The organism is Myxococcus sp. SDU36, from assembly GCF_030168875.1.
Classification (GTDB): Bacteria; Myxococcota; Myxococcia; order Myxococcales; family Myxococcaceae; genus Myxococcus; species Myxococcus vastator.
In genome coordinates, this window is sequence record NZ_CP077414.1 from 423,733 (window position 1) to 442,217 (window position 18,485).

Here is an 18,485-nt window from a genome sequence, read left to right on the forward strand (position 1 = left end):
AGGGGCGGGTGGACGACTAACCGGGGCGGATGACCTCGGCGATGAACCGGTTGAGCACCGGCACCTCGTTGTCGAGAATCTTCAGGCCCTCCGACTGGATGACCTTCTCCGCGATGAGCCCCAGGGGCTTGAGGAGGAAGGGCAGCTTGAGGGCGATTTCACCGTCCATCACCCGCTCCGTCTGGCCACCGCCCACGTCGCGGAAGCGCATGGTGCCGGTGTTCACCAGCATCTTGGAGATCTTGTTCGAGGTGGGGACGTTCTCGAACCTCAGCTCCTTGCGGCGCTTGTCATAGGTGGACGTCTCGACAAACGCGAACCACTCCGGGGGCACCGTCTTGGGGCCAATCTTCTCGATGACGGGCCTGGGGCGGTAGCGCACGCGGCGGCGCACGACGTCTCCGTCCGGCTTCACCTCCAGGGGCTGCAGCTCCAGCAGCACGCCGTGGTGCTGGAGCAGGAACGCGAAGTACCGCTCGTCGAGGAGCGCGCGCTCCACCTCATCCACCGTCCCCTGAATCCGATGCCGCGACTCGAAACGCATCCACGTCCTCCTTGCCAGGCTGGCACGTCACCGCTGTCTGGCTGCCTGCCTAACCGAAAAGCGTGGCTAGCGGAAAGCCTGTCGTGGCACCAGGAGTCCGCGGAAGGTCTTCTCCTCGAAGTCGCAGCGCTCCCGCCACTCGTCGGCGGAGGCCCGGAAGGCGGCGCCAAAGTCCGGTAGTGCACCGACCTCGTGCCGCACCGCGCCGCAGTCTCCTGACAGGTAGGCGGACTCCACGCGCATGCGCAGGGCCTCGCGGCGCAGCGCGTCCGGCAGGCCTTCCGCCGCCAGGGCCTGTTGCAGGTAGCCGGTGGCCAGCGTGGGCGAGCCCAACTGCTGGAGCCGCCGGCCCATGAGGTAGTTGAGGAACGGGTCCGTGGGCACCGCGTCCAGGGCGCGCGCGAGGAGCAGCAGGCGCACCTCGTCCTGTCCGGCCCGGAAGTACGCGTCGATGGGGGCCTGACGCGCGGCGTCCTCCATGGCGGCGAGCTTCACCTGGGCGGTGCGCGTCAGCTCCGGCCCGGCGTCCTTCGACAGGACGGTGTCGAGGAAGCGGCGGGCCTCGCCGGGCTGCTCGCGGCGCAGCGCGACGTCCGCCCGCGCCATGGCGACCTCCGCCTCCAGCACGGCCTGGCCCTTCATGCGCTCGCCCACCGCGGCGAGCACGGCGTCCGCGTCCGTGTAGCGCTCCAATTGGGACAGGGCGACGGCCTCGCCCAGGCGGAAGTAGGGCTCGTCGGGCTGGAGCTCGGCGGCGCGGCGGTAGCGCGCCAGCGCGTCCTCGGGGTCGCTCGCCAGCGCCTGCCGAGCGGCGTCCGACAGCCGCGCCACCTCGCGGGCGCAGGCGCGGGTGAAGAGGCTGCCGGCGCGGAAGCGCGCGAAGGCCCGCGCCACGGAGGCTTCATCCAGGGGGAGCGCGTCCACGTACTGCTCCCACTCGGTGACGAGCTCTCCCAGGGGACGACCGTACGCGGCGTCGAAGTCCGCGTGGGCATAGACGGCCCTCAGCCGGTCCGCGCCATAGGTGTCCGCCAGGTAGCGCAGGAACGAGCCGGCCACGGTGTACGCGCGCGCGGGCGCCGACTGGTAGAAGCCCTGCGGCCCCATCAGCTTGCGCATGTCTGGCGCCAGCTTCTGCCGGCGCATGCCCGCCGCCCACTGGTGCAGCGTGAGGTCGCCCTGCACCGGGCCGTCCGCGGCGACGGCGAACCCCTCGATGACGCCCATGAGCGGCCAGACGCCCAGCCGGGTGGTGACGCGGAAGGGGCCGCTGCCGGCGGGGGCCGCCATGACGTGCGCCAGCTCGTGGTGGAGCACCGAGTGGGGGAAGGGCCGGTCCTGGATGTGCAACTCGTGGCGCCAGGGCTTGGCGAACTGGGTGCGGCCGGCGCCCACCAGGCGCTGCTTCTCGTGCTCGTCGCGGTAGAGCCAGACGTGGATGCGCTCGGTGGGGGCCACGCCCAGGAAGTGCCGCGTCTGGGCCCAGCGGAACTCCAAATCCCTCGCGAAGCGGTCCACGTCCTCGCGCGGCTTGCCTCGCCAGTAGTGGAAGACGAAGTGCTCCGTCTCCCGCAGGCCGCCGAGCTCCTGGGTGAGCCACGCGTCCGTCATCCGCAGGCCCAGGGCGGGGCCGCGCGCCTCCATGAAGGCGATGGCGGCCAGGGGCAGGATGAGGGCGGCGAGGGTGGCGCGGCGCAGGCCGGCCCGGCGCAGGCGCCCGGTGCCCAGGTCCAGCAGGGCGGAGGTGAGCCCCGCGAGCACGCTGACCCACAGCAGCGTCTCCAGGCGGAACCAGCCGAGCGCGGCGGAGACGCCCAGGGCCTCGTCGTAGAGGGGCCCGGGCAGGTGGCCCAGGAAGTGGTTGAAGGCGAACACCTGGGGCCCGGCGACGATGGGCCTCGCGGTGGGCACAGCGGAGACGAGGATGAGGAGGGCGTACAGCCCCACGGCCCGGCGGGGGCGCTCGGCCGTGAAGCCGCACAGCACGCCCGCTGAGGCGGCCAGGGCGGCCGAGGGGAGGGTGAGCATCGGATAGAAGCCCACCAGTGCGAACGGGTCACACGCGGTGCGCAGCCAGGCGAACAGGGTGGCTACCAGGAAGGGGGGCACCAGGACGCCGACGTTGAGGAGCAGGGCGGCGCCCAGGGCCCGGGCCACCGCTCCGGCGGGCGTCTGGGGCCGGAGGGCCCCGGGGGGCGTCGGGGGGGCGCCCAGGAGGATTCGTCGCTCCTGGGCGGCCGCGGCGATGCCCAGTCCCCCTCCGAGCAGGCCGACGGCGATGGAGAGGGCCAGGCTCAGCTCGAAGCCGGGGACGCCGAAGAGGGGGAGTAGGACGAGCGCCGAGCCCCCGCCCGCGAGCAGGAGGACGGTGGCCAGGACGGCGGGGCGACGCAACAGGCCAGAGGCGCGGGTGAGGACTTGCCGCATGGCCTCTCCTATACTCCCAGCCAGCATGTCCGAACAGAAGACAGGTCCAGAGCACCGCCAGAACGGGCGCGCGCCCATCGAGCTGAAGGTCGACTACAAGAAGCTCAACTCGTTCTTCGCGGACTACACGAAGAACATCAGCAAGGGTGGCACGTTCATCAAGACGAAGAAGCCGTTGCCCATCGGCACGCGCTTCCTCTTCAAGCTGACGGTGCCACACCGGGAGGCCCCCTTCGAACTGCTGGGCGAGGTCGTCTGGTCCAAGGCGGACGCGGACGAGCCCGGCATGGGCATCCGCTTCATCTACAGCAGCGAAGCGCAGCGGGTGGAGTTCGAGACGGTGGTGGAGGGGCTGATGTCCGACAGCCTCGGCGGCGAGCTGACGGAGAAGCTGCTCAACAAGCCGCTGCACTCGCACTCATGAAGCACGGCCTTCGGTGGATGGTGGTGGCGGTGCCGCTGCTGGCATCGGCCTGCCAGCAGGAGGCGCAGGGCAGCGCGCCCCGTGCCACGCCGAAGGCCGCCGAGGCCCGGCCGCGCGTCACGGACATCACCGCGGAGGACTACGTCATGCCGCCACTTCCGCGTGGGCACGTGCGGCTGGAGGATGCTTTCGGTGGTGTCCACCGGGTGGAGGTGGAGATCGCCGCGACGGCGGACTCCCTCCAGCGGGGCATGATGTGGCGCAAGGCGCTGGCGGAGGGGAAGGGCATGCTCTTCCTCTTCCCGGAGGAGCGGGTGATGGGCTTCTGGATGAAGAACACGCTCATCTCCCTGGACATGATCTTCATCACCTCGGACATGCGCGTGGCGGGCATCGTGTCGCGCGCGGAGCCCCAATCGCGTGCGACGCGCTCCGTGGGGGTGCCCAGTCAGTACGTGCTGGAGGTGCCCGGCGGCTGGACGGAGAAGGTCGGCATCCGTAAGGGCAGCGCCGTCCGCTTTGAAGGCGTGGCGGGCATGGGCCTCGCGCCCTGAGGCCCTGCGGGAGAACGCCGTAACCCCATTGCGGAAATGGCTTGCACCTTGTCATCTTGGGGCGGGGGGTCTCCATGGGTACGACTTTTCTTCGTGGTTGGGTCTTGGTGGTGGCTTTGGCTGTGGTCCCGGGATGGGCTCAGTCAGGCGCCGCGGAGCGTGCGGTTGCCGAGTCACCGGCCGCCTCCTCACCGAGTCTCATCGTCGGATCCACGATTTCATCCCTGCCAAAGGGATGGCCATTGGTCGTGACAGTCGGTCTGGCGCACCCGAGGCTGTTCGCGGCGAATGCGCAGGTACCCGCCGAGGGTGACATTCTGATTGAAGCGCCCGAGGGCGGTTGGGACCGGTTTCTCACGGTCGAGGTTTTTCTCAGGAAGAATCGCGTGAATAGCCCTGTGCACTGGCCCCTGCGCAAGGCCGGGAGCGCTCCGAGCACGGTGAAACTGACGGCTGCCGCGCCTTATGTGCTTCTCCACTACCTCGTCTTGTCGGCGGAGGAGACGGCGCAGCTTGCTTCCGGGCAGTACTTCATCATGGCAACGCTGGATACGACGCAGGGTGCATCCGACAAGAGTTGGAAGGGACTGCAGACCTTCGCCCATGTGCTCTGGCTGACCGAAAAGTCAGACGGAATTCCTGCCAAAAAAGACTGTGGTTTCGTGCTGAACTCCTACGAGTATCTCCACACGACAGGGAGAGACAAAGGAGCCCTCCAGATAATTGATGAGTTCCTGCCGAAGGCTCCAAGCGGAACTGCTTTCGCGTGCTTTGCAAAGCGGGCGGCTCTTGCTGAACAGGCGGGGGACCTGAAACTGGCCCGGGATTACTATTTCAAAGCGAATGAAGAGTTCTTTTACGCCGTCGCAGCATCAGAGAGGGCACGCAAGGAGGGAGATCTCGCGCCTCATTACATCGTGCCGACTTTCGGCGACGACTGCAATCGGCTGACTGAGGTCGTCGGATCTCACCCCAAGGGCCAGAGCCCCTGATACATGTTGAGGGGTTGGGGATTGTTTGTTGACAGGCCGTGCCTGTAATCAAGCCGGCGTGCGGCGTTCCAAGAGCTCCGTGGCGCGGCGAATGAGTTGCTGCATGGTGACGGTGCCCAGGAACCGCTGCTGGGCATCCGTGACGGCCACCGGGTCGTAGAGCGCGTCGGGCGCGCGCTCCATGGCGAGCCGCGCCAGGGTGGTGAGCGCCATCCGGTCCTCGACGATGAGCGGAGCCACCTGCGCCGCGCCCTTCGTGGCCGTCAGGCGCCGCAACACCAGCGCCTCCAGCCGCTCACCATTCACCACGGCGACGTGGTCCACGTCCGCCTTCTGCTGGAACAGCCGCTCCAACTCCTCGGGCGTCACGGGCCGCTCCACGCAGTTGCGGCGGATGACGATGCTGCCCACCGTCTCGTCGTCCTCGTCCTCGCGGAAGTCGAGCGCGCGCATGGCCTCATGGCGCCGCGCCTCGAACTCGACGCTGGGGAGCACGGGCACGGGCGCGGGGCGGGCCACCAGGTAGCCCTGCGCGTGCCGGATGCCCAGGCGGAGCAGCACGGTCAGCTCGTCCCACGTCTCCACGCCTTCGGCAATCAGCGTCGCGTTGACGCTGGCCGCGAAGGCCACCAGCGACTTCACCAGGTGCTGCTGGTAGCTGTGCCGGTGGATGTCCCGCACCAGCGCCTGGTCCAGCTTGATGAACTGCGGCGCGCTGTTCACCAGCGTCACCAGTCCGGAGTGCCCCGCGCCGAAGTCATCCAGCGCGATGCCGAAGCCCAGCGCCGAGCACTGCCGCGTCAGCCGCTGCAGCAACGCGTTGTCCTCGAACGCCGCCTTCTCCGTGATTTCAAGCACCAGGTTCTTCGGGTTCAACCCGTAGCGCGCGAGCAGCTCCTCCGTGGAGCCATCTCCGAAGCGCGGGTCGCTCAACACGTCCGGGCTGACGTTGAAGAAGAAGGGCGCGCTGCGTTGCGCCTCTGGCAGCGTGGCGATGCAGCGCAGCGCGGACGTCCAGCACGCGCGCTCCAGCTCCCACGTGTAGCCTTCCAATCGCGCCTGCGTGAAGAGCACGTGCGGCTCGCGGAACTCGCCCGGTCCTCGCGACAGCACTTCGTGCCCGATGACCTCGCCGCGCAGCAAGTCCACGATGGGCTGAAACACCGAGGTGACGCTCGGCTCGTCACCTTTCCACAGCCAGGAGGGGGCTGGTGCGGAGGAGAGGGGCAGGCTCATGTGTGGAAATTGTAGCCGAACCCACCGCAGGCTCCATGCCCTCCCCGAAAGAAGCTGCAGTGCCGCATGTCACGGCGTGGCAAAACGCCAGGGCGAGGCCGGCGCTCAAGACTCGCGGACCCTCGGCTGCTCGCTTGCCGGGCCAGACGCCGGGCTGCCTTCCGACACCGCCGAGTGCATGGAAGCCCCCTGAATCATTGGAACTACGTCCTCCATGGACTGGGCTTCCTCCGATTGAAGGGAGGAGAGGGCCCGGAAGCGGCGCGCCAGGGCGGACAGCTCCGCGGCCTTGAGCTGAGCCTGGCCGCTGCGCAGTGACAGCAGGGCCACGCGGGCCCGCTCCAACTGCGCCACCTCTGCCCTCAGGCGGGCGAGGATGCGCTCGCGCCGTTGTTTCAGACCGCCCAGCCGCTCCACCTCCTCGCCCAGGGAGGCCGCGGCCAGCTCGAGCTGACGTCTCGCGAAGGCATCCGTGCTGGCGCGGGCGCTGCGCTCCAGGTCTTCGCGCTCGGCCTGGAGGTCCGCTTGCGCGCGCTCCTCGAGTTGAGCCTCCACCCCCGCCCACTCGGACGCGAGCTCCGCCGCGTCGCGCGTCATCTTCCCCAGCGTGCGTGCCAGCTCCTCGCGCGCGGGCTCACGCGGGAGCATCGCCAGGGACTGGCCACATTGCCGGTACAGGTTCAGCGCCCGCTCGGTCAGCGCATGGAAGTCACCGGCGAGCTGCGGCAACAGCGCCTCCACGCGCGCCTCCACCGGGTCCGCTGACAGCGCCAGGTGCGCGGCCACCGCGCTCAGTCCCACGAAGAGACCCAGGATGCCGCCCGCCACGCTCGCGCCCAGCAGCGCCGGCGTGGCCAGGTCCGCCAGTCGCGCGGAGAAGATGCGGGACACCTCCATGCCGCCCAGCGTCAAGCCCGCGCACAGCGCCGCGCCCAGTCCGAAGTGGAAGAGGGTGGGGCGCGCCTCCGCCACCTGGCCATTCTCCCCGCGCTCACTCAGTCGCGAGCGCACCAGCAGCGCCCCCGCCGCCGCCGCGCTGAGCGCCGCCGTCCAGCCGGGGGCCATGCCCAGGGCATAGGGCAGCGCGGTGAGGAGCACCCCCAGGCCGCCGAGCAGCACGCGGTCCCACCTGTCGCCTCGCGCACACCCGAGCACGACGGCGGCGGGGACCATCCACGCCAGCGGTAGCGGCAGGCCCAGTCGCGTGGTGGCCAGGTGCAGGATGCCGGCCCCGGCCCCCGCCGTGAGCGCCCGCGTCACGGTCTGTTCGAAGGCCTCGCGGTGATGGAGCTGCAATAGAGTGGCGTTCATCGACTCCCCACGGATGTAGGCCGGGCAGGAACTGTTCCTTTCACGCATGGGTGGCGAAAAAGGTCTGCGATGAAGAGCCCCGTCGTTCCCGAGACGATGCGCGCGCTGGTCCTCACCGCCTATGACGGACGGCCGGAGTCCCTCCGCGTGGAATCCCGGCCGGTGCCCCGGCCGACCACGGGCCAGGTCCTGGTGCGCGTGGCGGCGGCGCCCATCAACCCGGCGGACCTGATGTTCATCCGTGGGCAGTACGGCATTCGCAAGTCGCTGCCCGTGGTGCCGGGCCTGGAGGCCAGCGGGACGGTGGTGGCCTCGGGCGGCGTCGCGGGCCGGCTCCTGGTGGGGCGCCGCGTGGCGTGCGTGGCGCCCGGCGAGGGGGACGGCTTGTGGGCGGAGTACGCGGCGGTGCCGCTGGGCCAGTGCCTGCCCCTGCGGTCGCAGGTGTCCGACGAGCAGGGCGCCAGCCTCTTCATCAACCCCTTCACCGCGTGGGTGTTGATGGAGCGCGCGAAGGCGGGCGGGCACACCGCGCTGGCCCAGACGGCCGCCGCGGGCACCATGGGACGGATGCTGCTGGCGCTCGCGAAGCGACGGGGCGTGGCCCTGGTGAACGTGGTGCGGCGCCCGGAGCAGGTGGCCCTGCTTCACGATTTGGGCGCGGAGTACGTGCTGAGCACCCACGCGCCCGAGTTCGAGGAGCGGCTGCACCGCGTGTGTCACGAGCTGAAGGTGTCGCTCGCGTTCGACCCGGTGGGCGGTCGGCTCACGGGGCAGGTGCTCCACGCGCTGCCGGAGGGCGGCACGGTCATCGTGTACGGCGCGCTCTCCGAACAGGAGTGCCGCATCGCGCCCGCGGACCTCATCTTCGGGCGCAAGCGGGTGGAGGGCTTCTGGTTGTCGGAGTGGCACCGCCAGGGCTTCGGCGCCGCGCAAGTCAAGGCGCTGATGGGCGTGCCGTCGCTGGTGGGCCAGACGCTGGAGACGCCCGTGCGCGCCCGGCTCCCGCTGGAGTCGGCGGGCGAGGCGGTCCGTATCGCCTCCGCGGACATGACGTCCGGCAAGGTGCTCTTCATGCCCGGGCAGGGGCAGGCACCGGGCGCGTCACCGTGAGCCGGGCTCAGGCCTTGTCGCGGGAGATGGGGCCCGTCTTCGCCTTCGTCACGCGCAGGGAGTCCGCGGGCGCCGGCCCTACATCCCCAGCGCGGTGGCGGCGGCCTGCACGCGGGCGAGCGCGTCCTCGGGCGAGCTGCCCACCGCGGACAGGTGCCCCATCTTCCGGCCCTTGCGCGCCTCCCGCTTGCCGTACAGGTGCAGGCGGACGCCGGGCATGGCGAGCACCTGCTGGAAGCGCGGGCCGCCGTCCTTCAGCCACAAGTCCCCGAGCAGGTTGACGATGGCCGCCGGACGCACGACCTCCACGGAGCCCAGCGGCAGGTTGCACACCGCGCGCACCGCCTGCTCGAACTGCGAGGTGAGGCACGCCACCTCGGTGGAGTGGAAGCTGTTGTGCGGGCGCGGCGCCAGCTCGTTGACGAGCACGCCGCCGTCCTTCAGCAGGAACAGCTCGATGACGAGCAGGCCCTCGACCTGGAGCGACTCGGTGATGCCGCGCGCCAGCTCCGTGGCCTTGTCCAGGACCGCGGTCGGCAGCGGCCCCGGCAGCAGCGACCACGCGAGGATGCGCTCCTCGTGGTGATTGAAGGCCGGCGGATACACCGCCACTTCCCCGTTGGGGCTGCGGGCCACCAGCACGGACAGCTCGGACTGGAGCGCCAGCGCGGCCTCCACCACCACGGAGCGCTCACCCAGCTCGCGCCACGCCTGGGCGGCCTCGTCCGCAGACGTCACCTCCACCTGCCCACGCCCGTCGTAGCCGCCCTCGCTGGACTTCACGAAGCAGCGTCCGCCCAGCGCCTGGATGGCCTCGGCCAGCTCCGCGGCGGAGTGCGCCTCGCGCCAGGGGCCCAAGGGGAAGCCGCCCTTGGCGAGCCAGCCCTTCTGCCGGCCCCGGTGCTGAATCACGCGGAGCACGTCCGCGCCCGGGCGCATGGGCGTGTGCCGCGCCACCGCCTCCAGCGTGGCGAGGGGAATCTTCTCGATTTCGAGCGTCACGGTGTCGCACGCGCGCGCCAGCGTCTCCGCGGCGGAGGTGTCACCGAAGGCCGCGGTGACACACCGGTCCACCACGGAGTGGGCCGGGCAGTCCGCGTCCGGGTCCAACGCCTGGACCTGGAAGCCGAGCGTGCGCGCGGCCAGGGCCATCATCCGCCCCAACTGGCCGCCGCCGAGCATGCCAATCGTGCCGCCGGGCAGCACCACGCGCAGGCTCATGACAGCTCCCGGTGCGCCAGCACCTCGTCGGTGCGCGCCTTGCGCCAGGCCGCGAGCCGCTCGCGCAGCTCCGGGTACTTCAAGCAGAGGATGGCCGCGGCGTGCAGGGCGGCGTTGGCGGCGCCCGGCTTGCCAATGGCCTGCGTCCCCACGGGCACGCCCTTGGGCATCTGGACGATGGACAGCAGCGCGTCCAGGCCACTGAGCAGCGTGGTGGGCATGGGCACGCCGATGACGGGCAGCAGCGTCTTGCTGGACACCATGCCCGGCAGGTGCGCCGCGCCGCCCGCCGCGGCGATGATGACGGACAGCCCGCGCGACTCCGCGGTGGACGCGTACTCCATCATCCAGTCCGGGGTGCGGTGCGCGGACACCACGCGCACCTCGTGCGGGATGCCCAGCTCCTTGAGGATGTCGACCGCGGGCTGCAGGTGCTCCAGGTCGCTCTTCCCGCCCATGATGACCCCGACCCACGGGGTGACCGTGCTCGCCATTGGTGTGCGCGCCTCCGTGCGCTGTCCCGCCGAAACCACGAGGAACGCGGAGATAGGGCGGGGGGATTCCGCGGGTCAACACGGAAAGGCGCGGGTGACGCGGATGACACGCCGGCCTTCCCGTATTCCCGGTGCGCACCCGCACACAGGGTGGGGCAGGGGGGAGCCCCTGCCCGCCACCCAGGACGGCTAGGCCGCGGAGACGTTGCGGTCGCTGCCCTCGCGGTAGAGGGCCTCGATGGCGTCGTTGTAGCGGGCCACGACGTTGCGGCGCTTCACGCTCATCTTGGGGGTGAGCATGTCGTTGGCGACGGTGAAGTCCTCGCTGACGAGCAGGAGGCGCTGCGGACGCTCATAGCCCTTCACGTCGCGGGTGAACTCGTTCACCTGCTCGCGGTAGAGCTGGAGCACCTCCGTCCGCTTGAGCAGCTCCGGCATGGACGTCGTGTCCAGGCCCTTCTCCGTGGCCCACTTCTTCAGCGTGTCCACGTCCACGACGATGATGGCCACGTTGTACGGCTTGTTCATGCCGTGGACCAACGCGTTGGCGATGTAGGTGGAGAGCGTCAGCGACTGCTCGATGGGGCTGGGCACCACGTACTTGCCGTTCTCCAGCTTGTACTGCTCCTTGATGCGGCCGGTGATGTAGAGGTAGCCGTCCGCGTCCAGGACACCCATGTCACCGGTGCGGAAGCCGCCGTTCCCGGTGAACACCTTCTCGTTCTCCTCGGGCTTGTTGTAGTAGCCCATCATCACGTTGTGGCCGTGGACGACGATTTCGCCCTGCGTCGCCTCGCCGGAGGCCACCGTGTCGATTTCGATGCGCACCCCGGGCAGCGCCTTGCCCACCGAGCCAATCTTCCGGTTGTTGGGGAAGTTGGCCGTGGCGATGGGCGACGTCTCCGTGAGGCCGTAGCCCTCGTAGACGGTGATGCCGAGGTTGTCGATGAACTCCGCCACCTCCTTGGAGATGGCGGACCCACCGGAGAAGGCGTACTTCAGCCGCCCGCCGAAGCGCGCGCGGACCTTGGAGAAGACCACCTTGTCGAAGAAGGCGTGCTGCAAATCCAGCAGGCCGCTCGACTTGCCCGCCTCCGCGAGCGCGCGCCGCTGGGCCGCCACCGCGAGGCCGCGGTGGAACATGAACCGCGTCACCGCCTTCTCGCCGGCCATGCGCTTCTGCAGGCCGTCGTAGATGCGGTTGAAGATGCGCGGCACGCTGAACAGCAGCGTGGGCTTCACCTCGGAGAGGTTGTCGATGATCTTCTCCACCGCCTCCGCGATGGCCATGGACGCGCCCATGGACAGCAGCGCGTGCAGCTCCACCGTCTGGCCGAAGACGTGCGCCCAGGGCAGGAAGGCCAGGGAGCGGTCCTCCGTGCTCATGGGGAACACGTCGTGCATCGCCGACACGTTGCGGGCGATGTTCGCGTGGCTGAGCATCACGCCCTTGGGCTGTCCCGTGGTGCCCGACGTGTAGATGAGGCCGGCCAGGTCCGTGGGCTTGGGGCTCACCAGGGGCGTGGGCGTCTCCGCGCCCCGCCGCAGCAGCGTCGCGAAGCTGTCCGTGTCGCTGGTGGTGCCGCTGAATCGGATGATGTGCTCCAGGTGCGGCAGCTCCGCGCGCACGGACTGGAGGCGCTGCGCGATTTCATCCGTGGCACAGAAGACGACCTTGGCGCCGCTGTCGTTGATGATGAACTGCAGCTCCTTCACCTGCTGCGATTCGTACATCGGGACGTAAGCGCCGCCGAGCGTGTACGTGGCGTACGCGCCCACCGCCCACTCCAGGCGGTTGTTGGAGATGACGGCCACTCGGTCGCCCACCCCCACGCCCAGTTGCGCGAGCCCGCCTCGCAGGTCGTCGACCATCTCTCCGAAGCGGGAGTAGGTCGTCCAGACCCACTGGCCGTTCTTCTTCTCCCCGAAGAGTTCGCGGCTGCCGAAGGTGGAGGTGCTGCGCTTGAAGATGTCGATGAGGGTCTGGAACTGCGGGAGCTGCATGAGGGGGGCTCCACTCGGAAACAGGTTGGTATGAGGCGCTGCAGCTTAAGGCTGAACGCATCCCAGGTGGGCCCATTCCTGAAACTTCACGCCCCACCTGCACACAATCGTGAACACGACGCAGTGCGGCGGGGCGTCTGGGTGACGTGCGGGACGACTCTCAGTACGTGGAGCCGAGCTTGCCGAAGCTCTTGAGCGCCTTCACCTTGCTCTGCTTCACGAGCGAGCGCCGGGCCTCTTCGCCCTCCGCGTTGTCGTACGCGTCCATGACGGCCCGCTGTTCGGCCTGGTCCGCGGCCACCGCGGCGCTCCCGGACACCTCGCTGGCTTCGTCGAAGAGCGCCTGGTTGCGCTGGAGGTAGAGCTTCGCCTCGTCCTTGCGTCCCTCGCTCAGGGCCTCGGCCGCCTTCTGCATGTTGACGGCGCTGCGCGCTCGGGCGGCATAGACGGTGGCTTCGCGGTCCTGGCGGGCGAGCACCTCCTCGCGCCGGTGGGTCACCACCGCGGACAGCGAGGCTTCGGTGGCCACGTCCGCGTCGCGGATGAGGTCCGTGTACGCCAGCTTGAGGTCCATCACCCGGGCCGTCCGCCCCGCCGCGTCGCCGGTGACGTTGAGCCGCATGACCACGCGCTCCAACTGGCCCGCGGAGAAGTCGGGCAGCGACACGTGCACCTGATTGCCGGACTGGCTGGCGCGGTAGCCCAGCACCTCGCCCAGCGACGTGCCAGGGGGCAGGGTGAAGGTCATCGTCACGTCGCGCGCCACCGTCGTGCCGGCCTGCTGCAGGTCCTTCTGGAAGAGGGTGGAGAGCTGGGCGGCGTCCTCCAGGAAGCCGTAGGCGCCGGCGCCGTAGTCGGCGAAGGCCTGCATCAGGTCCTCGTTGAAGTCGGTGCCCACGCCAATGGCGCTCAGGGTGATGCCGGTGGCGCGCAGCTCCCGCGCCATCCGCGTCAGCTCCTCGTCGGCGGTGAGGCCCTCGGTGGGCTGGCCGTCACTCATGAGGATGAGGCGGTTGACGCCGTAGTGCCGCTGCGCGGCGGACAACTGGTAGCGCCCGGCGGACAGGCCCGCGCCGATGTTGGTGCCGCCTTCGTCCCAGATGCCGTCCACGTACTGGAACATCCGCTCGCGGTTGGCGGCCGTGGCCTCCAGGGACGGCAGGCTCTTCACGTCCGAGCCGTAGTGGATGATGGCCAGCCGGTCCGCGTCACGCAGCAGCCCGATGAGGTGCCGCGCCGCCTGCTTCGCCTGGGCCAGCTTGTAGCCGCTCATGGAGCCCGAGCGGTCGATGACGAGCGCCAGGTTGACGGGGCTGCGCTGCGCCCCCGGCACCTGCGCGCCAGACAGGTCGAAGGTGGCGAACACCTCGGAGGCGCCCGTGGGGATGTACGGATGGGACAGCCGGCTCGTCAGCGTCAGTGAGCCCACCGTGGCGGGCACGACGGGCGGCTGCGGCGGGACGGGCGGCGGTGGCGCGGGGTCCACGACGACTACCGGCTCCGGTGGAGGCGGGGCGCCCAGTTGGGGCAGCCCCAGCACCAATGCGGTGAGCGCGAGACCGCCAGCCAGACTGAGGAAGACGACCGTACGGTTCATGAGGCAGGGCTCCTTGCGGGAACAGCGCGGGCCCTCCCTTTACGAACCAGGCGCGCGGAAAGGTCTACCTCTCCGCGCGAAAAGTGTCGGGTGGGTCAATCCGGGATGAGCGCGCCGGCGCAGAAGAAGGGCGAGTTGTTCTCGCCGAACGTCCGCCGGTAGAAGGCCTCGTCCGCGGAGCGGAGCGCATCCAGGGTGTCCTGATCCAGCAGCATCGGGCGGCACGACATCCGGCCGGGTAGGTCCGGATTGACGTTGTCAGTGTCCGTCACGTCGCAGGACGAGCCGCCCTCGACGCAGGGCTTGCTGCAGTAGCCCCGGGCCTCGGCGTCTCCGTTCACGGAGCCATCTTCGTTGAGGGCGCGGGGGTAGTCCTGATCCCGCACGCAGATCAGGTCTTCGCAGTTTACGGATCCGAATGAGATGAAGTCCTGCTGGCTCGCGATCTCTTTTTCCAGGATGGCGACGGCGGGATCGCTACCAGCCGCCAGTTCCTCGGGGGTCGCCTTGCGCACCAGGGTGCAGGGCTTGCCAATCTCGCTGGCCACCTCACAGCCACCCGACAGGAGCGCGGCGGACATCATGAGGGCGGTTCGCACGAACATCTTCATGGGACCTCGGACCTCTACAAAGGGGGGATGGGGCACGGGACCTCGGGGCCCGCGAGCCTGGGGAGGGTAGCACAGCCCCCTGGAACACCAACGCCCCCGTACGACGGTACGGCGGGTGGAATTATGAAGGAATACCGGAGGGATAGGCGGTAGACCAGGCTTGCTCAGCGCGGTTGATGGTTGGGAATACGACCGATAGGATGCGGAAGCCGAGAGTCGCGATGCACCCCCGGTGGCAGTTACGCCCCCCTCCCTCACGGAGCCTCCGGATTTGAACCGCCCCAAGTTGCTGCTCGCCCTGTGTCTGGTGCCCGCGCTGGCATCCGCCCAGGGTCAAGAAGGCATGGGACTCGACCTCACCGACGAGTCCCAGGCCGAGTCATCGCAGGATGCAGAATCACCCGTGCCTCCTCCGGTGGAGGAGGCCACACCGGCCGCGGCGTCCCGCCCCGCGGACGAGCCATTGGAAGCGGATCCGCAGTTGCCGTTGACGGACATCACCCAGGAAGACCGGGTGAAGAGCGTCCAGAGGAAGGTCTACCTCAAGAAGGGCCGCTTCGAGCTGACGCCGCTGTTGAGCCTCTCGGTCAACGACCCCTTCTATTCGAAGGTGGGGCTGTCGGTCCGGGGCGCCTACTACCTGGCGGACACGCTGGCCATCTCCGCCCGGGCCTCGCTGATGCAGGTGGTGCCGTCGGATGACGTACGCACCGCGAAGCGGACCTTCAACAGCAAAATCTACTACTCGGTGCCCCAGTGGTCCGCGATGGGCGACGTGGAGTGGAGCCCCATCTACGGAAAGGTGGCGTTCCTCAACTCCATCCTCCACTTCGACGGCTACCTGCTGGCGGGAGCGGGCGTGGTGAGGACGGAGACCTCGGCGCTGCCGGGGCGAGGCCTCAACCCGGCCGCGGACCTGGGCCTGGGCATGCGCTTCGTGGCGCAGGACTACATCGCCGTCAACGTGGCCCTCATCAACACCTCTTATGTGGATCAGCCCCTGGGTAGCAGCAAGGGCGCCATCCAGAACGTCATGACGCTCAACGCAGGCATCTCGCTGTTCCTGCCGTTCAAGTCGACGGGGAGGGACTCGGAATGAAGCGCTTCTTCCGTGTGCTCCTCGCCCTCTGTCTGACGGCGCCCGTGCTGGGCTTCGCCCAGACCACCGAAGAGGCGGAAGCCGGCGACGTGTCCGAGGTCGACAAGGACCGGCTCGGGCCCCTGCGCGAGCGCGTCCGGCCGGTCTCCGGCCACGTCTTCCTCAAGCAGGGCCGCTTCGAGTTCAGCCCGTCCGCGACGCTGTCGCTGCGCGACGCGTTCTACAGCAAGTACATCTTCGGCGGCACGCTGACGTACCACCCCATGGAGACGTTGGGCATCAGCCTGCGCGTGGGCTACGCCCTCAACACGGTGGCCGGCGCGGCGCAGAAGTGCACGTTCGGGGACGGCGGCGAGGGCTCCTCGCGCGGCTGCGTGCCGCCCACGCTCAACGAGCTGGACGGGAACGCGCCGGGGCAGATCAAGCTGCTGGGTGGCGCGGACGTCCAGTGGGCTCCCATCTACGGCAAGGTGTCGCTGCTGGCGGAGACCTTCGTCCACTTCGACCTGTACGGCATCGCGGGCGCCTCGGTGGTGCAGTACCGCGGCCCCGGTGACGCGCCGGGCGTGGTGGCGCAGAACTACCTCACGCCGGGTGCCAACCTGGGCGTGGGCGCGCGCTTCTTCCTCAACCGGTGGATCACGCTGCGCACGGAGCTGCGTGACCTCATCTACGTGGAGAAGGGCACCGAGATCTCCGGCAACTACCTGCGCAACCAGCTCCTGTTCGAGCTGGGTGTCTCCTTCTTCTTCGGGTCCGAGTCATGATGCGCTCCTTCCGGCTCATCCGTGTCGCCGTCCTCGGGCTGTCGCTCGCGTGGACGGCGCCCACCTTCGCGCAGAACTTCGAGGGCCTGGACCTCTCCGGCCAGTCCAAGAAGAAGAAGCGCACCACGCCCAAGAAGAAGAAGCCCACCCGCAAGAGCCGCGCCGACAAGGCGAAGCCCGCGCCGGTGCAGGACGCGGACGACGACGATGACGATGACGCCGCTGCTTCCTCCAGCGAGGCGCCCACGAGCGTGTCTCCCGCGGAGGCGACGCCCGCGGCGCCCACCCCGGCCTCGCCTCCCGCGAACACCGGGAGCATGGGCATGGGCCTGGACCTGACGCAGGAGGCGCCCAAGCCGGCCGCGCCCACCATGTCCTTCGACGCGGTGGACGTCTCCGGCAAGACGGCGGACCGCCAGCGCCTGGAAGTGGCCGTCAGCCTCTTCAAGAACGACGAGTACGAGAAGGCCTCCATGGCGGCGCACGAGCTGCTGGAGGACCCGAAGCTGGCGGGCCTGCACACCGAGGCGCGCTACGTGCTGGCCAAGTCGCTCTACCGCATGGGCATGTACCACTCGTCCCTGGGGGAGTTCTCCAAGATCCTCTCCCTGGGCCCGTCCACCAAGTTCTTCAAGACGAGCCTGGAGTGGCTCTTCTTCATCAGCCGCAAGACGAAGAACGAGACGGTCATCCTCGACGAGATTGCCCGTCACGCGAACCAGGAGTTCCCCGAGAAGTACCGCAACGAGTTCCGCTACCTGCTGGCGCGCTACCACTTCGTGCGGGGCCGCGCGCTGGACCAGGTGGGGCAGCCCGAGGAGGCCGACAAGAGCTTCTCGGAGGTGAAGCGGCTGGCGCTGACCATTCCGCGCGCCGACCCGTTCTTCCCTCGCGCGAAGTACCTGGAGGGCCTGTCCTCCTTCCGCAACGGCAGCCGTCAGAAGGACGCGGCGGCCAAGCGCGCCAACGGGGAGATGCTGGCGGCCATCGAGGCGATGAAGGAAGTGGTCCGCCTCACGCGTCCGGTGGCCGGCAAGTCCGCTGACCAGGCGAAGCTGGACAAGTCGCTGCGCGAGCTGGCCTTCATGCAGCTGGCGCGCACGCACTACGGCATGCAGCAGAACCGCTTCGCGCTCTTCTACCTGGGCAAGGTGGAGCGCGGGAACACCCAGTGGCTGGAGTCCCTCTTCGAGTCCAGTTGGGCCAACTACCGCGTGGGCCAGTACGAGCAGGCGCTGGGCAACCTCATCACCCTGTCGTCGCCCTTCTTCCGCGAGGAGTACTTCCCGGAGGCGCTCATCCTGAAGGCGGTCATCTATTACGAGAACTGCCGCTACCGGGAGTCCAACATCATCCTCCAGGACTTCGAGCGCACCTACCTGCCCGTGCATGACCAGTTGGAGTCGCTGGTGAAGAAGAACATGGAGGCCAGCGAGTACTACTCGGTGCTGTCCGACGTGCAGAAGAAGAACAAGGACGGCCTGGAGAAGAACGAGACGGACGTCATCCTGGAGCGCATCCTCCGGCTGGCCCTGACGGACCAGGACCTGCGCAAGACGAACGACTCCATCCTCGAGCTGGAAGCGGAGATGGACGCCTTCGCGAACCGGGCGGACACCTTCAAGTACTCCGAGCTGAGCAAGTCCCTGCTGGAGGGGCTCAAGCTGCAGCGCACGGCGCTCATCTCCAAGGCCGGCATCATGGCCAAGGGCAAGCTGGAGACGGAGCTGGTGGCGCTCAAGCAACTGCTCGCCAACGGCCTGCGCATCAAGTTCGAGACGACCACCAAGGAGAAGGAGTTCCTGGAGGAGCAGCTCAAGGCGGGCGGCCGCACGGCCATCGTCAAGAAGTACAAGTACTCCGTCGCCGTGCAGGACGACCAGCTCTACTGGCCGTACGAGGGCGAGTACTGGCGTGACGAGCTGGGCACCTACCAGTACACGATGACCAAGGGCTGCATCGAGCGCGACACCGCGAACCGGAGCGTCCAGTCCGCCGAGGCGATGTAAAGCCCGCCGGAAGCCGGGACTTCTCCCCCATTCGAGCCGCCGGGGCGCTATCTTCGCGCTCCGGCGGTTTTCTTTTTTCGCAAAG

The 18,485-nt window shown here is 68.9% G+C and carries 16 protein-coding genes; 7 read left to right on the plus strand and 9 right to left on the minus strand.

The genetic code is table 11. The features are described from left to right. Positions 1 to 16 precede the first annotated feature (16 nt). Both KGD87_RS01745 and KGD87_RS01750 read right to left on the minus strand, forming a co-directional pair. Complete coding sequence (locus KGD87_RS01745) at positions 17 to 544, minus strand: hypothetical protein (protein ID WP_163782400.1); 528 nt, start codon at positions 542 to 544, stop codon at positions 17 to 19. A 66-nt stretch (positions 545 to 610) separates the two neighbouring features. Continuing rightward, positions 611 to 2,971 (minus strand): tetratricopeptide repeat protein, encoded by a 2,361-nt coding sequence (locus KGD87_RS01750; RefSeq protein WP_284665845.1) that lies wholly within the window; start codon positions 2,969 to 2,971, stop codon positions 611 to 613. Positions 2,972 to 2,996: 25 nt separating this feature from the next. On the opposite strand from KGD87_RS01750, the gene plpQ reads away from it, so the two are divergent. The 3 genes from plpQ (at position 2,997) to KGD87_RS01765 (ending at position 4,941) form a co-directional block, all read left to right on the plus strand. After that, positions 2,997 to 3,395 carry a motility regulator PlpA gene (plpQ, locus tag KGD87_RS01755; protein WP_002639025.1) on the plus strand — a complete coding sequence of 133 codons (399 nt, stop codon included), beginning with the start codon at positions 2,997 to 2,999 and terminating at the stop codon, positions 3,393 to 3,395. Positions 3,396 to 3,412: 17 nt separating this feature from the next. Beyond that, a complete protein-coding gene (locus KGD87_RS01760; RefSeq protein ID WP_284668749.1) occupies positions 3,413 to 3,949 on the plus strand; it encodes a DUF192 domain-containing protein in 537 nt (178 codons plus the stop codon). Positions 3,950 to 4,197: 248 nt separating this feature from the next. Next, on the plus strand, positions 4,198 to 4,941 hold the full coding sequence (locus KGD87_RS01765) for a hypothetical protein (protein ID WP_284665846.1): 744 nt from the start codon (positions 4,198 to 4,200) through the stop codon (positions 4,939 to 4,941). Between the two features lie 48 nt (positions 4,942 to 4,989). Here the strand turns inward: KGD87_RS01765 and KGD87_RS01770 are convergent, their stop codons facing one another. Then, positions 4,990 to 6,105, minus strand: a complete 1,116-nt coding sequence (locus tag KGD87_RS01770) for an EAL domain-containing protein (RefSeq protein ID WP_284665847.1) — start codon at positions 6,103 to 6,105, stop codon at positions 4,990 to 4,992. A 177-nt stretch (positions 6,106 to 6,282) separates the two neighbouring features. Next, the gene (locus KGD87_RS01775; protein WP_284665848.1) at positions 6,283 to 7,488 is read right to left on the minus strand and encodes a coiled-coil domain-containing protein; all 1,206 of its coding nucleotides are present in this window, start codon (positions 7,486 to 7,488) and stop codon (positions 6,283 to 6,285) included. Positions 7,489 to 7,557: 69 nt separating this feature from the next. On the opposite strand from KGD87_RS01775, the gene KGD87_RS01780 reads away from it, so the two are divergent. Beyond that, positions 7,558 to 8,598 (plus strand): zinc-binding dehydrogenase, encoded by a 1,041-nt coding sequence (locus tag KGD87_RS01780; protein WP_284665849.1) that lies wholly within the window; start codon positions 7,558 to 7,560, stop codon positions 8,596 to 8,598. A 78-nt stretch (positions 8,599 to 8,676) separates the two neighbouring features. Here the strand turns inward: KGD87_RS01780 and purK are convergent, their stop codons facing one another. The 5 genes from purK to cglC all read right to left on the minus strand — a co-directional run bounded on the left by purK (position 8,677) and on the right by cglC (position 14,525). Beyond that, the gene (gene purK / locus KGD87_RS01785; protein ID WP_284665850.1) at positions 8,677 to 9,819 is read right to left on the minus strand and encodes a 5-(carboxyamino)imidazole ribonucleotide synthase; all 1,143 of its coding nucleotides are present in this window, start codon (positions 9,817 to 9,819) and stop codon (positions 8,677 to 8,679) included. Further along, positions 9,816 to 10,313: a 5-(carboxyamino)imidazole ribonucleotide mutase gene (gene purE / locus KGD87_RS01790; protein ID WP_140853892.1), complete on the minus strand. Its 498-nt coding sequence runs from the start codon at positions 10,311 to 10,313 to the stop codon at positions 9,816 to 9,818. The genes purK and purE overlap by 4 nt, the downstream gene beginning before the upstream one ends. Before the next feature lie 189 nt (positions 10,314 to 10,502). Continuing rightward, the gene (locus tag KGD87_RS01795) at positions 10,503 to 12,317 is read right to left on the minus strand and encodes an AMP-dependent synthetase/ligase (RefSeq protein WP_284665851.1); all 1,815 of its coding nucleotides are present in this window, start codon (positions 12,315 to 12,317) and stop codon (positions 10,503 to 10,505) included. 160 nt (positions 12,318 to 12,477) lie between these two features. Further along, complete coding sequence (locus KGD87_RS01800; RefSeq protein ID WP_284665852.1) at positions 12,478 to 13,914, minus strand: vWA domain-containing protein; 1,437 nt, start codon at positions 13,912 to 13,914, stop codon at positions 12,478 to 12,480. A gap of 95 nt (positions 13,915 to 14,009) precedes the next feature. Continuing rightward, the gene (gene cglC / locus KGD87_RS01805; RefSeq protein WP_284665853.1) at positions 14,010 to 14,525 is read right to left on the minus strand and encodes an adventurous gliding motility lipoprotein CglC; all 516 of its coding nucleotides are present in this window, start codon (positions 14,523 to 14,525) and stop codon (positions 14,010 to 14,012) included. A 271-nt stretch (positions 14,526 to 14,796) separates the two neighbouring features. Here cglC and KGD87_RS01810 point away from each other — a divergent pair, with 271 nt between their 5' ends. The 3 genes from KGD87_RS01810 to gltC are packed head-to-tail and all read left to right on the plus strand — an operon-like array spanning position 14,797 to position 18,400. Beyond that, entirely contained in the window at positions 14,797 to 15,624 is an 828-nt protein-coding gene (locus tag KGD87_RS01810; RefSeq protein WP_284665854.1) for an outer membrane beta-barrel domain-containing protein, read from the plus strand. Continuing rightward, the gene (locus tag KGD87_RS01815) at positions 15,621 to 16,391 is read left to right on the plus strand and encodes an outer membrane beta-barrel domain-containing protein (RefSeq protein WP_284665855.1); all 771 of its coding nucleotides are present in this window, start codon (positions 15,621 to 15,623) and stop codon (positions 16,389 to 16,391) included. The genes KGD87_RS01810 and KGD87_RS01815 overlap by 4 nt, the downstream gene beginning before the upstream one ends. Beyond that, positions 16,388 to 18,400, plus strand: coding sequence for an adventurous gliding motility protein GltC (gene gltC, locus KGD87_RS01820; protein ID WP_502887994.1), 2,013 nt, complete (start codon positions 16,388 to 16,390; stop codon positions 18,398 to 18,400). Before KGD87_RS01815 ends, gltC begins: the two co-directional genes overlap by 4 nt. Positions 18,401 to 18,485: the final 85 nt, after the last annotated feature.